The sequence below is a fragment of the Micromonospora sp. NPDC047134 genome (assembly GCF_040643455.1).
Taxonomy (GTDB): domain Bacteria; phylum Actinomycetota; class Actinomycetes; order Mycobacteriales; family Micromonosporaceae; genus Micromonospora.
Map to the genome: position 1 here is coordinate 146,095 of NZ_JBEYUI010000004.1, position 14,011 is coordinate 160,105.

Annotated in this window: 8 protein-coding genes; 2 read left to right on the forward strand and 6 right to left on the reverse strand. The window is 67.1% G+C overall.

All coding sequences use genetic code 11. The features are described 5' to 3' along the window. Positions 1–45: 45 nt before the first annotated feature. Positions 46–4,440 carry a BREX system serine/threonine kinase PglW gene (gene pglW / locus ABZ795_RS07955; protein WP_357529765.1) on the forward strand — a complete coding sequence of 1,465 codons (4,395 nt, stop codon included), beginning with the start codon at positions 46–48 and terminating at the stop codon, positions 4,438–4,440. Here the strand turns inward: pglW and ABZ795_RS07960 are convergent, their stop codons facing one another. From ABZ795_RS07960 to ABZ795_RS07975, 4 genes are read right to left on the reverse strand one after another with little or no spacing between them, the layout of a single operon-like run. Continuing rightward, positions 4,441–6,132, reverse strand: a complete 1,692-nt coding sequence (locus ABZ795_RS07960; RefSeq protein WP_357529766.1) for a DUF262 domain-containing protein — start codon at positions 6,130–6,132, stop codon at positions 4,441–4,443. Between the two features lie 25 nt (positions 6,133–6,157). Next, positions 6,158–7,126 (reverse strand): hypothetical protein, encoded by a 969-nt coding sequence (locus ABZ795_RS07965; RefSeq protein WP_357529767.1) that lies wholly within the window; start codon positions 7,124–7,126, stop codon positions 6,158–6,160. Next, the gene (locus ABZ795_RS07970; protein ID WP_357529768.1) at positions 7,116–8,420 is read right to left on the reverse strand and encodes a DUF3696 domain-containing protein; all 1,305 of its coding nucleotides are present in this window, start codon (positions 8,418–8,420) and stop codon (positions 7,116–7,118) included. The genes ABZ795_RS07965 and ABZ795_RS07970 overlap by 11 nt, the downstream gene beginning before the upstream one ends. Positions 8,421–8,439: 19 nt before the next feature. Next, positions 8,440–8,985: a hypothetical protein gene (locus tag ABZ795_RS07975; protein WP_357529769.1), complete on the reverse strand. Its 546-nt coding sequence runs from the start codon at positions 8,983–8,985 to the stop codon at positions 8,440–8,442. Positions 8,986–9,154: 169 nt separating this feature from the next. On the opposite strand from ABZ795_RS07975, the gene pglX reads away from it, so the two are divergent. After that, entirely contained in the window at positions 9,155–12,748 is a 3,594-nt protein-coding gene (pglX, locus tag ABZ795_RS07980; RefSeq protein ID WP_357529770.1) for a BREX-2 system adenine-specific DNA-methyltransferase PglX, read from the forward strand. Between the two features lie 30 nt (positions 12,749–12,778). Here pglX and ABZ795_RS07985 read toward each other — a convergent pair whose 3' ends face one another. Beyond that, complete coding sequence (locus ABZ795_RS07985; RefSeq protein ID WP_357529771.1) at positions 12,779–13,507, reverse strand: hypothetical protein; 729 nt, start codon at positions 13,505–13,507, stop codon at positions 12,779–12,781. A gap of 315 nt (positions 13,508–13,822) precedes the next feature. Beyond that, positions 13,823–14,005, reverse strand: a complete 183-nt coding sequence (locus tag ABZ795_RS07990) for a DUF397 domain-containing protein (protein ID WP_357529772.1) — start codon at positions 14,003–14,005, stop codon at positions 13,823–13,825. Between the last annotated feature and the right edge of the window lie 6 nt (positions 14,006–14,011).

Here is a 14,011-nt window from a genome sequence, read left to right on the forward strand (position 1 = left end):
GGCTCACCGCCAGCGGCCATCGGCTCAGCTCCTAGGATCTGCTGAATGAAGGACAACCGCTGGACGACGGTCACGCCCGCCCAGTTCGACCGGGAGCGTGCCGCGGTGGAGCACGTCCGGCGGCTGCTTCCCGACACCGAGCCGTACCGCGCCTGGTCGAACTTCACCTTCACCGCCGAATCCGGTCATGTTCACGAGGTCGACCTCTTGGTGGCCGCGCCAAGCGGGATCTACCTGATCGAGATCAAGAGCCTCAGCGGCCGGCTCACCAACAACGGGTCAAACTGGTTGCTGGGCAACGAATCGGTCAGGACTTTCGACAATCCCCTGCACCTGGCCGACCTCAAGGGCAAACGGCTGCGCTCACTGCTGACCGCGCAGGCGCTGAAGGAGCGTCTCGCAATCCGGATACCCTTCATCCAAGGCGCGGTCTTCCTGTCCTTACCTGAACTGCAGATCGCCCTCGCAGACCATCAACTGCACTGGGTGTTCGGTCCGGAGCCGACCGAGAACGAAAAAGGCCGTCCACTTCCGGGAATCTGGTCAGGACTTCTTGGTCGCGCACCCCAAGACGAGCGGGGGCGGGTCACTCCGGAGGTCTCCCGGGCACTGCCCCGGTTGCTCTCCGGTGTCGGTGTTGCCCGCAGCCGCCGATATCACCAGGTCGGCGCATGGCAACTCGACGCCCGTCCCATCGATGTCGGCCCGAACTGGCAGGACCACCTAGCCCACCACGACCAGTTCGACCGTGAATATCGGCGGGTTCGCATATATCTGGTGGAACGGAATTCGGCCAAGGCCGAGCGGGCCAGCATCGAACGCGCCGCACGGCGTGAAATGCTCGCTCTGCACGGGATCAGCCACCCCGGCATCGTTCAAGTCGACACGATGGAGCCGCACGACGGCGGACCAGCGTTGGTCTTCCGTCACGACCCTCGTGCCATGCGACTCGATCACTTCATCACGCAGTACGGCGCTCGGCTGGAGATCGGCCGCCGGCTTGACATGATCCGCCAACTTGGCGACGCGGTCGCCTACGCCCACGGACGACGGCTGTACCACCGGGCCTTGTCCGCCCGCAGCGTCCTGGTGACGCCGGGCGAGCAGAGGCGTGGACAGACCGAGGATGATGCCTGGCTCAGACCACGTGTGCAGATCAGTGACTGGCAGACCGCCACCCGGCTGCCCCATTCGTTCAGCGGCAACAGCGCCGATCTGCCGATTCCCTCGACAACACGGTTGAGCGCTCATCTGGATCGATCCGCTGAGGCATACCTCGCGCCGGAACTGAACACTCCCGCCCCCGATCCCGTCGCGCTGGACGTCTTCGGGCTGGGCGCCCTCGCCTACCTACTGCTTTGCGGCCAGCCCCCGGCCAGCAATCGGCGCGAGCTGTTGACCCGGTTGACCAGCGACGACGGCCTTCGACCATCGTCGTCCGCCGACTCGATCTCTGAGTTCATGGACGAGCTGGTTCAGGCTGCCACCGCACCGGTACCGACTCGCCGCCTCTCCAGTGTCGCGGAACTACTCGAGATGCTGACGCTGGTCGAAGAGGAACTGACCGCGCCGACGAGCCCCCAAGCCCCCACGACGGACTCGGTTGACCTGCTGGAAGCGCGGGTGGGTGACCAGATCTCGGACTGGCGGATCATCAGAAAATTGGGCACCGGCTCAACTTCCCGAGCCTTTCTCGCAGAGAACCTACGCACTGGTGCCCGTGAGGTGCTCAAGGTCGCCCTTTCGGACGAGAAAGCGGGACGGCTGACGCACGAGGCACAGTTGCTACGCGGCATTCACAAGGATTCGCGCATCATCCGGCTTGCCCGTGAGGAACCAGTCCACGTCCCGCCCCGCTGGGTGATCGTGCTTGAGCACGCCGGTGAAGTGACCGTCGCACGCAAGCTGCGGGAAGACGGCCGGTTGACGATCGACGAGCTGGAGACGTACGCCGACTATCTCTTCGGCGCCGTCGACCACCTGCAGGGCGAAGGCGTGTTCCACCGGGACATCAAGCCGGACAACATCGCCATTCGGATCAGACCCAACCGGACTCGCCAGCTGGTGCTGTTCGACTTCTCGCTGTCCGGGGTGCCATTGGATGACATCGAGGCCGGCACTCCCCGGTATCTCGATCCCTTCCTGGGCACCACCGCCCGCCCTCGGTATGACGAACACGCCGAACGCTACGCAGTCGCCGTGACCCTGCACGAGATGGCCTCCGGCGAATTGCCTATCTGGGGGGATGGCGCGACCGAGCCCCGGTACACCGACGGGCCGCCGGTACTGGCCGCCGAGGCATTCGACCCGGCCATCCGGGACGGCCTCGTCGACTTCTTTCACCGGGCTTTCCACCGCGATGCGCGCCAACGACACGGTTCCCTGAAGGACATGCGGGACGCCTGGCAACAGGTCTTTCGCCGCTCCGACCACCACGCCCCAATCGGATCCGTCCATCCTGAGGACGAGGCGGAGGGCACTCAGGACGAGCGGGATGCCGCCGCTGATCGCGCGACACGGGCGACGGTGCTGGAGGCGTCCGGCCTCACCCTGCGGGCGGTCTCCGCTGCCCACCGGCTCGAGGCAACCACCGTCGGCGAGTTGCTGGCCCTGGGATCAAAGCAACTCTTCACCCTGCCCGGTCTCGGTGCGAAAACCCGGCAGGAGTTGCAGCGCCGACTCCGGCAGTGGCGGGACCGACTGGGTGAGCAGGAGACCGCGCCGACGACCGCAGCCGACCGGGCTGCCGCGCAGTCCGAGATCGACGCGGCACTGAAGACGGCGTCGGAGGCAGATCCTGCCGATCTGGTCCCGGACGCGCTGGCCACCATGGGCCTGGACACCATCATCGCCCGGCTGCTACCGGACCCGAGCTCCGGTAAGCGCAACCCCGACGAGGTGGAGACGATCCGGATGTTGCTCGGTCTGCCGGACGAGGCGGGCAACCTGCCACCGCTGACATCGTGGCCGGAGCAGACGGCGGTCGCCCGGTTGGTCGGGGTCAATCCGGGACGGGTGGCGAAGTTTCTGAACGCGCAGCGCAAGCGATGGTACGCAGATCCAGTGGTTCGCAGCGTCCGGCTCGAACTGATCGATCTGCTTGCCGAGAGCGGCCGGGTTATGGGGGCGTCCGAACTGGCCGCCGCTCTACTTGTCCGCCGGGGTTCCGGCAAGGACAAGGACGAGTTGCGCCGGTCCCTGGCCATGGCGTCGGTACGGGCTGCCGTGGAGACCGACACCTTGACGGGCGAGCCCCGCTTCGTCTCTCGTCGACACGATGAACGACTGCTGTTGGCGCTGGAGGCGGGCCAAGCCGACCCACCCGGCACACCCACCGCGTCGGCTCTGCTCGACTACGCAGCAGCGCTAGGTAGGGTCGCGGACTCGCTCGCCGAGCAGGAGGTGTTGCCCAGTCCGGCGACTGTGCTGCGGGAACTCGGCGCGGTCGACCCGCGCACCGCGCACACCGGCATCGCGCTCGATGAACGCCGGATGGTGCAGCTCGCAGCCGAGGCGTCAAGAGCAGCTGCGGCCTCACCTCGGCTGGAGATCTATCCTCGTAACCTCGATCCGGTCCGGGCAATGCGTCTCGCCCAGGCCGGGGTGGTGCCCGCGCCTGTCGGGGAGGCCGAACCGGCCGGCCTCAGCCAGCAGCAGATCAACGACAAGGTCCAGGCCCGTTTCCCGGAACTGCCTCCCCTGCCACACCACCCCCGGCTTGACCGGTTGCTCACCGAGGCCGGCTTTGACCTGGTTTGGCGCTCCGGTCGCTACTACGCCCGGCGGGCCGCATTGTCGTCGACCAGGTTCGCATCGTCGCAGCGGCGGCCCACCGGAAGCGGAGTTACCCCCTGGACCGCCGAGTCGCCCCATCTCGCCGCAGCGCTCCGCGCCGAGCAGCAACTCATAACCGCAGGTGAGGACACGGGTTTCCGGGTTCTGACCGTCCGGGCCGACCGATACGGACAGGCTGCAGGCGAGCTGACTGGTCGCTTCGGTGCCCGGTCGGTCAGCGTCGCGGGCCGCTTCGTCACCGAGCTTCGTACCCTGGTCGAATCGCGATCGCGGCCGACGTGGCAGACCGTGTTGACCGCCGACCGAGCCGATCCGAACTCGCGGGATGCGTTGAAGCTGAACGAATTCACCGGTCGGGCGTGGCAGAGCTTCCGTCCCGCTCTGCTGGCGCTTCCTGACCGGCAGTTCCCGCTGCTGCTGATCGACGCCGCGCCACTGGTCCGCTACCGCGGCATTCACCTGCTTGAAGAACTGGCTGAGACGGCCCGTGCCGGCGCGGGGGCGGTGTGGCTGCTCTGCCCGATGGAGGATCCCACCCAGTTGCCCCACCTGGACGACACGGTGGTCCCGGTTCCGGCCTACGAGTGGATCGTCCTTCCCGACGCCTGGACCACCAACGCCCACCGCAGCCAACAGGTCGGCTGATCACCGGTTCGGGTACAGGACGTTGTCGCCATGAAGTTCGCCATGCGTACGTCCGGCGAGCCAATTCACCTCGGCCTTTCCACTGGCAGGCGCGACATCCTGCTCGTCCATGAACTCCGCTTCCCAGCGGGCCAGGTCGCCGGCTCTCGCCCGGATGAATGCGGCACCGTCGCCCGCGATCAGGTGAGTCAGCGCCTTGGCACCGATGCCGTGACTGCGAACTACCCGGCCGAGCATGGACGGTGGCAGCCGCAGCAGGTCATCGCGGGCCGACAGCCCCGAGCCGCCGGGCAGGATGATCCGGTTGGCCGGCCACGACTCCTCGGGCACCCCGGTCACGATCCGCCGGTAGGCGGCGGTGCCAGTCGTGGCCAGCAGGGTGTCGAGGTCGATCTGTCCGCCGTTCAGCCCGAGACGCTCCGGGAGATGAAGTCGTTCCCACAGGATGAAGGCTCGGACCCGACCGTCGTCGGCGTCGAACCAGTCCGGCACCGGCTGGGCTCGGTGTTCCTGGAGGTCGAGCGCCTGCCCATCGGCAAAATCGCGGAGTTGCCGCAGTGCCCGGCGGGTCTGAAACTCGCCGCCCCCGGCAAGCATTCCGGACCACGAGGTCGCCCAGAACCACCGGAAAAGGCTGCGGAGTTGGACCCCGTCTGGCGTAGGGACGAGGTGGAAGAACGCCGCCAACAGCATGATCTGCTGCGGGTAGGGCACCAGGCGCGTGGCCGTGACGCCGACCTCGTACCGCAGAAACTGCACCGCGGCGTGCAGGGCCGGCTCAGCGGCGCGAGCGGCCCCGTCGAGATCACCACCCAGCCGATCGGCCAGCGCCCCCCACCGTGTGGTCTGCACGTCCTCCTCGCCGGCGATGGCCAGGATGGTCTGGAAGACCACGCTCACAGGAATCTCGCCGATGCCGCCGGCGGCGATGCTCTCTCGGATCGTGCTGATCCGATCCGCCAGGGTGGTCTCCGCATCACTGCGGTAGGTCAGCGCGGAGACCATCTGGTCCGGAGTGATCTGCTGGCCCTTGCTGTTGAGCCGGGAAAACGCCTCGACGGCGTGGGACAGGTCCCCACCGACCAGCCGCACCACGGCGATCTTGTACGAACGGATTCGTTGCGCGAGCTGCTCGGCCTCCTCGACCAGCAGGTCGCACTCCGCCGGGTCGGGCACCTCCTGGGCCAACCGACGGGCATGGGCGAGGAAGTCCATGGTGCGCAGCACCGCCTGCATCGGCAACAACCGAGCGGAAGGTTGCGCTCCTGGCCAGTGCCCGAAGCGCGGTTCCGGATGCGTGGACAGACCCAGGTCACGGTAGATCCGCCAGAGCCACTCCCCCGGTGCGTGCGGTGGTGCATGCCGGCGTGCCAGGGTGCCGAAGAGAGTGGAGAGCCGTTGATGCCCGTCGATCAGGTAAGCCACCGGGCCGTCGACCGGCGGTGGCGGCACCTCGATCCCGGCGACCTGGCCGAGGCTGGGCAGGTTCTTCGTCGTCTCCCAGAGCAGAAGGCTGCCGATGGGGTAACCCCGCTCGATGCTGTCGTAAAGGTCGACCATCTGCTCGGGACGCCAGACGAACGGCCGCTGAAACCGGGGCACCCGTAGCCGGCCGTTGGCCACCTCGTCCAGTAACTGCTCCAGCAGCAGGACCTCCGGCTTGACGGTGCTTTCCTCGGCGTGTTCCGCCATCAGCTGTTCTCCGATTCCCGCCTCGTCAGATCCGGCTCGCGACCAGGTCAAGCAACTTCCGCAGCTCGTCCACCACGTCCTCACCCAGGGTTGCGAAGTCGCGCTCGGTCAACTGTTCCTGCCACAACGCCAGCCGTTCCAGGAGATCGTCGCCGAAACCATCGTGCAACCCTAAGCGCACCTCGAGCTCGAGATCGTGGAAGAGTTGCTGGAGCTGATCACGAACCGCCTTGGACCGTTCGGCTTTCGTGAAGCCGTGCTTCATGTCGATGTGGCTGCGCTGTTGTGGGGTCAGCCGCCGCAGCAGCGACAGTTTGCGGGACGTCTCCTTGTGCTTACCAATGGTGGCGAGCACCCGGTGCGGGACGTAGTTCTCCGCCTCCCGCCGCGTCAGCACGTGCACCTTGACGTCCATCCCGGCCAGTTCGTCGGCTCGATCGTGGTTGCCGGTTCGTTGCTGAGGAATCAGGCTGTCGCTGTCGAGCAGGGCCACCACGCGAATCAACTGGCGGTAGCGGCTCACATGCTCGCGAACCACCCGTACGACCTCACCGCTGCCACCCGCGCTGTGCACCTCCAGCCACGACTGCTTCAACGCGGTCAGGATCCGCTCATGGCGCAGCGCGTGGGCGACGGCGGTCAGGAACGCCCCGTCGGAGCCGCTGTTCTCGACGACCAGCACGGCGGGCCGGCACAGGTCCGCGGAACAGTCGGCGAGGTCGGTCAGGCCAACCCGGACCACATCATGCAGCTGGGTCTTGCCGGTCCACGCTTGCTCGACCATGCCCTTACGGGCCAGCGCGACGTAGGTGTCGGCGAGCCGGGGCAGGCACTTCGGAAGATGCTTCGCCACGGCCGCCACCACCTCGTGGTTCGTCACCCAGTCGTGGCGCCCATCGGGAAAGCACCGCAGCAGGCTGTGAAGGTCGTTCGGGTCGTACGAATCGACATCGTCGATCGCGAGAAAGACGTCTACGGAGAGTTCAACCCGCACGGCTGTCCCGCCTTTCCCACTGGGCGCGGGCCAACTCCTTGGTCTCCTCGTAGTCCTCGGAGAAGACACCGGCGGGCCAGTAGTCGAGGTTGCCGTCGGCGTCGATCTGGATACGCCGGGCGGTGGCAGCCCCATCGGCTGCGTCGACGAAATAGACCGCGACCTGCGACGGATCTGCCCTTCCTTCGGCGATACGTCTACGCAGCCGCAGCAGCAGGGTCTCGCTGTGCGTCTCGATCAGGAAGCGGGTCGGGGTGCGCTGGGCCGCTTCAAGGTAGAGGTCAGCCAGGGCCGCGTGGGCTCTCGGATGCAGGTGCAGCTCCGGCTGCTCGATGATCTCCAATATCGACCCGGTAGGTGGGTTGATCAAATCCGCAGCCCGTTGCACGAAGATCGGCAGTACCTGCGCCACGCCGGTGCCAGCGTCGGCAAGGTTGACTCTGATGGTGTCGTCGTCCCGGGAGGTGAGCACCACCGACCACATTCCGCCCCGCTCGACGACATCGACCTCCCAGCCGGGCAGGTGGTCGGCGAAGTTCTCGTTGATCTGCCGGATCAGTCGGCTCTGGGTGCGTACCTTGTCGCTGGCGAGGATGCCGGCGGCATGCTCGCCGAGCATGCCCACCTCGGCCGGTGCCCGTCCAGGCAGGCGGTACCGGCGCTGCGGGCGGTCGCGGAACGGTCCGAAGTAACGCACCGTCGGGTACGCCGCTCGAACGTCCAGGCTCAACCCGAGTAGTTCGTTCACCAACTCTTCGGGCAGGCGGCCCGCGCCCCCCGCCGGTTTCTCGACGTCGATCGGTAGTAATCCCTGGAAGACGATCGGAACGTCAGACCACGTCACCTCGCCGGCCTCGGTCTCGACCGTGTAGCGGGGCGTCTGGCGCGGATCGCTCAACTCCCATTCCAGTCGGAATCGACGCAGGCCGCCAGTGGTAACCCGCAGCTCGCTGACCACCTGCGTATGGTGCTCCCGGACGTGCTGCACGGTGCCGGACAGTTCGATCGAGCCACTGGGACCGTCGAGGCCCAATCCGAACTGGAAGCTGCCCAGCGCCCGGTTGCCGTAGACCAGGTCGGTGAACGAGTCAACGACGTTCTCCCCGAGTTGGTCCAGGTCGAGCGGCTCGGGCGAGTCGGTACGGATGCCGGTGCCGAACACCAGCGGGGCCCGCACGAGGGCGCTCTTGCCGGCATTGTTCCGGCCGAGCACCAGGGTGACCGGCCGCAGCTCGATGTCCTGCTGCCGGGTGAAGCAGCGGTAGCTGCCCAGGGTCATTCTGACCAGAGACATGGATCAAATCCTGATAGCTTCAGCGGATCTTGGCCAGAGCTCGCTCGGTCAGCTGCGAAGCCAGCTCCACCGCCTCGTCGTCGACCAGTTGGCAGTTGATTCCATACGGATCCGTCGAAACCACCCTACGCAGCGTGACTCGCTCATCGGCGATGTCAGCGACGTCCTCCGGCCGCAGTCGCAGGGTCAGACCGCCGTTGGCAGGTTTGATGTACGCGACGGCACCGAACCGACGCGGCCCGTCATCCCGGACCATCAGGTACTGGGTGTAGCCGTCATAGGAACGATTGGACTGCCCCATCTCGATCATGGTGCCCTGCTCCAGTACCCGGTTGAGGAAGGCCAGCACCCGCCGGGTCGTCGCGCCGTCTCGGGCTCGGGTGTAGACGAATTGGAGAATCGCGAAGCTGTCCTCGTCGTCCAGGCCAAGCACCGAGGTACTGACCGCCGTCTCAGGCTCTACTTCCGGCGCTGCCCCGCTCGGGTCGTCGACCGGCTCGGGCTCCGCGCCACCACGACGCTGGTACTCGATGATCTCTTCGACCGTGCCCTCGATAATCCGCACGTGCTTCTCCGCTCTCGGGTCAGCGTGCGAGCTTAACGAGGCGAACATGAATATGAAGCTCCGATTTCTCGGCATGTCGCTGTCAGGTCGGCGACAGTGCGGCCGTTGGGGGTGCGCTGCGCTGCCGGATAGGGTGGCTCGGTTCAGGTACCGGTAGCGGATGGGGCGGATGGCCGTGATCGACCAGGAGGCGCTGCGCAAGGATCTTCAGGGCCAGCTCCGGAGGTTGGAGAAGGACCTGATCGCGCAGATCGCCGAGGTCGACGGCCTGCATGAACGGCTGAGGAGCGAGTACGACCGGGCGTTCAAGCTCAAGCGGACGGCCGCTACCTGGACCGAGTGGCGCGACGAGCGCGCCACCCAGGCCGCGGTGGCGTGGGTGCTCGGCACGGTCTTCGTCCGGTTCTGCGAGGACAACGGGCTGCTCGACGATGCCTGTTACCTGACCGGGCCGGCACCGCAGCGGGCCGTGCTCGCCGAGGAGTCCCAGGAGGAGTTCTTCGGCCGCCACCCGAAGCTGACCGACCGGGACTGGCTGCTCGCCGGTTTCGACCAGATCCGCCGCTCGCAGGCGGGCAAGTTGCTCTTCGACGAGGAGCACAACCCGGCGTACCAGATTCCGATCAGCCACGACGCCGCCAAGGCGCTGATCGCCTTCTGGCGGCGGCGCACCGACGACGGCGCCCTGGTGCACGACTTCACCGACCCGACCTGGGGCACCCGTTTCCTCGGTGATCTCTACCAGCACCTGTCCGAGTCGGCCCGGAAGACGTACGCGCTGCTCCAGACGCCGGACTTCGTCGAGGAGTTCATCCTCGACCTGACCCTCACCCCGGCGATCGACGAGTTCGGCCACGACGTCGTGCGGGTGATCGACCCGACCTGCGGCTCCGGGCACTTCCTGCTGGAGGTCTTCGACCGGCTCTGCAAGGCCTGGCACGCCGAGGAGCCGGAGAAGGACCCGCACGAGGTGGTCCGGCTGGCCCTGCTGGCGGTGCACGGCGTCGACATCAATCCGTTCGCGGTGGCGATCGCGAGGTTCCGACTGCTGGTCGCCGCGTTGCGCACCGCCGGCTTCGCGACGCTCGCGCAGACCAAGGGGTACGACTTCCCGCTCCAGATCGCCGTCGGCGACTCCCTGATCAAGGACCGCCAGCTCAGCCTCTTCGATGACGTCGACGAACTGGCGCGGTTCCGCTACGCCACGGAGGATCTGGACAACTATCCGGACATGCTCCGCGAGGGTCGCTACCACGTGGTGGTCGGCAACCCGCCCTACGTCACCCCGAAGGACAAGCGCCTCAACGACCTCTACCGGGAGATGTATCGCGACGTCTGTTCAGGGAAGTATGCCCTGTCGGTGCCGTTCGCCAAGCGCTTCTTCGATCTGGCAAAGCGCGCGGAGCCGGACGGCCGGGGCTCGGGCCACGTCGGACAGATCACCGCGAACTCGTTCATGAAGCGCGAGTTCGGCCGGAAGCTGATCACCGATTACCTCGCCAGCAAGATCGACCTGACCTACCTGGTGGACACCTCCGGCGCGTACATCCCCGGACACGGCACTCCGACCGTCATCATGATCGGCCGCCCTCGCCCGGCGAAGCTCGGCGCCGACACGGTCCGCACCGTGATGAGCGTACGCGGCGAACCGGGGGTGCCCGCCGATCCACGCGACGGCCTGGTCTGGCAGGCGATCCTGACCCAGTACCGCAACGCGGGCTCCGAAAGCGAATGGATCTCCGCCGTCAACCACCCTCGGGAGCAGCTCGCCTCCTTCCCCTGGAGCCTCACCGGCGGCGGCAGCAGCAGGGTCTTCGAACTGGTCGATACTCGAACCAACCGACTCGGTCACGTCATTCGCGGGAAGGTGGGATTCGCGAGTTTCCCCGGCCAGGACGAGGTCTTCTTCGCGCCACCAGCCTGGTTCCGAAGACATCGGATCGCCGAGCGCAGGCCACTGATCACCGGCGACGCCGTCCGCGATTGGAGCCGGGTCACGAAGATCGACGCGATCGTCCCCTACAACCAGAGTCTCGAGCCCCTGGCTTACCAAAGCAACGCCAGTTGGGGAAAGCATCTCTGGTTGTTTCGGGAGACGCTCAAGGGCACCGTCGGTTTCGGGGGACAGTCCAGGGACGAGGCGGGCGACACCTGGTGGTCCTGGTATCGCTGGATTCCGGATCGCTACCGCAATCCGCGATCCATAACCTTTGCGGAGGTCTCGACTCACAACAGATTCGTGTTCGACCGAGGCGGTGCCGTCTTCAAGCAGACCGCGCCGGTGATCAAGTTGCCGGAGACAGCGACCGAGGATGACCACCTGCGGCTGGTCGGGGTACTGAACAGCTCGACCGCATGCTTCTGGCTCAAGCAGGTCTGCCAGAACAAGGGTGGCAGCGGCATGGGCCGTGGCGTCCAGGATGAGCCTTGGGAGAACCGTTACCAGTTCAATGGGACGAAGTTGCAGGAGTTTCCGCTGCCGGAGGCGTACCCGCTGGAACTGGCGCGGGAGCTGGACGCGGCTGGGCAGCGCCTGACGGCGGTGAGCCCGGCGGCGGTCGCGGCCGAGGGTGTGCCGACCGCCGGGCGGCTGGCCGACGCCGAGCGCGAGTGGCATTCGATCCGACGCCGGATGATTGCGCTCCAGGAGGAGCTGGACTGGCAGGTCTACGCGCAGTACGGGCTACTCACCGAAGAGTTGACCGCACCGGCCGAGTCCGTCCCGGAGCTGAACCTCGGCGAGCGGGCGTTCGAGATCGTGCTCGCCCGACGGAAGAAGGCAGGCGCGATCGATACCCAGTGGTTCATCCGGCACCGCTCAACGGAGGTCACCGAGCTGCCCGACCACTGGTCGCCGGAGTACCGGGCGGTGGTGGAGAAGCGGATCGAGGTCATCGAGTCGAACCGCTACCTCGCCCTGATCGAGCGGCCGGAGTGCAAGCGCCGTTGGTCGACGGACGGCTGGGACAAGCTGCTGGGCAACGCGCTGCGGGAGTGGCTGTTGGATCGCTGCGAGGCGCGCGAGCTGTGGTATACCCCGGACGAGTACGGCAATCCACAGCCCCGCCCGCTGACGGTCGCCCAGCTCGCCGACGAACTGAGCCGCGATCCCGACGTGCTCGCGACGGCCGGGCTCTACGACGCCGCCCGTGAGCTGCCCATGCTGCTCGCTGATCTCATCGACACCGAGCATGTGCCGTTCCTGTCGAAGCTGCGCTATACCGACAGCGGCTTGGAGAAGCGGACCGAGTGGGAATCGGTCTGGGAAAAGCAGCGCCAGGAGGATGCCGCTCCCGACGAGCCGGCCCGGCGGGCGATCCGCGAGACGATCGTGGTGCCGCCGAAGTACAAGTCCGCCGACTTCCGGAAGAACAGTTACTGGAGCAACCGGGGCAAGCTGGACGTTCCCAAGGAACGCTTCATCTCGTACCCCGCGTCAGGTCCGGCCAACGACCGCTCTCTGTTGATCGGCTGGGCCGGCTGGGATCATCGCGAGCAGGCCCAGGCGTTGGCACAGCTCGTCGTGGAACGGCAGGAGTCCGACGGCTGGACCGCCGAGCAGTTGACACCGCTGCTGGCGGGGCTGCACGAGGTGCTGCCATGGGTACGCCAATGGCACGGGGGACCCGATCCGGACACCGGCGAGTCGCCGGCCGACGCCTACGATGCCTTCCTGGCCGAGCGACTCAACGACCTTCATCTCACCGAGACCGACCTGGCCTCCTGGCAACCGGCACCGGCCCGCGCCCGCAGAAGCCGGTGACGCCCCGACTCGGGACTGTCGCCGTCCTGGTCAGCGACGGCGCAGCGCCTTGACCCGGTCCCGGCCAAGCACGCCGAGGTAATCCCACGGCTCGTCGAGACAGGAATCCACCTCGGCCGCTTCGATGATCTCGATCAGTCGAGCGACCAGCTCGTCGGGGTCCGGCTGCAACTGCTCGCAGAGCTGGATGTGAGCCGCCCGCAATGCGCCGCCGATCTCGGCCGGCTCGTCCTCGTAGACCTCCCAGGCGTCGTTGAGGTAGCCGGCCAGTCCGTCCCACGCGCGGGCTGCCCGCTCGACCACCAGCAACGCCTCAGGGCTGGCCGGGCGCTGGACCAGCACCCGCACCTCTTCGACGATCGCCCGGCCGGCCTTCTCCACGTCGTGCAGATCCCAGCGGTCTCCGGCGGTCGCCTCGTGGGCCAGGTTGTCGATGCTCCGGCGGACGGCGGCCAGCTCGGCGTCGGTGGGTGGTGCGAGTCGTCCGGCGTACGCCAACAGCCGGGATTCCAGTACCCGGTCGTCGGCGGCCCACTCGGCAAGCAGCGACGCCAACCGCCGGGCCGGGATCGTGTACGCCAGCTCGGTCAGCTCGGCGATCTTGGGGTCAACCTCCACGGCCGATGGTGGTGTCGCCTGGGATGACCAGGCGAACCCGTCCTCCAGAGCGGCGACCGCGAGCGCCACCGCGTGGCCGCACAACTCCTCCGGCGCCGGACAGTCGCACTCGGCGGTGAAGCCACCCGCTGTTACGCCCACCCAAACGTCATATGGTGGCTGCCTGCCCTCACGGAAGGTGCAGGACGCTCCCCCACCGGCCGGAATGATCGTGCCCGGCTGCCCGGCTGCCAGAAGCTTGTCCGCTGCGTCGCAGGCCACGGCACCGGCCTCGTTCCGCAGGGCGTCAATGTCGATGCGTACCGCCACCGGCCTATCTAACCGCGCCCTACGACGAGGCCGATATCAGGGCGACCGTTACGCGACGGATGACGCCGTAGCCAGACGACACACCGTGGCGGCACCTGCTGTAGCGCCACCTTCGATCGCCGCCCGGGACGAGCGAGCCAGAGGAGATCAGCGGCGCAGCCCGGTGACAAACGCCGACCAGGCAGCCCGGTCGAAGCGCAACACTGGTCCTGCCGGGTCCTTGGAATCCCGCACCGCCAACCCCGCAACCACTTCCGCCACCTCAACGCAGTTGGAGCCGCTCGCGCTGCTTCGAGTGCTCTTGCTCCACGTCAACTCGCGAGCGGTCATCAGTCG

Bases quoted from the DNA above. Each gene is read 5' to 3' on its own strand.
- pglX (WP_357529770.1), top strand. From the start codon at position 9,155: ATGGCCGTGATCGACCAGGAGGCGCTGCGCAAGGATCTTCAGGGCCAG.
- ABZ795_RS07990 (WP_357529772.1), bottom strand. From the start codon at position 14,005: ATGACCGCTCGCGAGTTGACGTGGAGCAAGAGCACTCGAAGCAGCGCG.
- ABZ795_RS07960 (WP_357529766.1), bottom strand. From the start codon at position 6,132: ATGGCGGAACACGCCGAGGAAAGCACCGTCAAGCCGGAGGTCCTGCTG.
- pglW (WP_357529765.1), top strand. From the start codon at position 46: ATGAAGGACAACCGCTGGACGACGGTCACGCCCGCCCAGTTCGACCGG.
- ABZ795_RS07970 (WP_357529768.1), bottom strand. From the start codon at position 8,420: ATGTCTCTGGTCAGAATGACCCTGGGCAGCTACCGCTGCTTCACCCGG.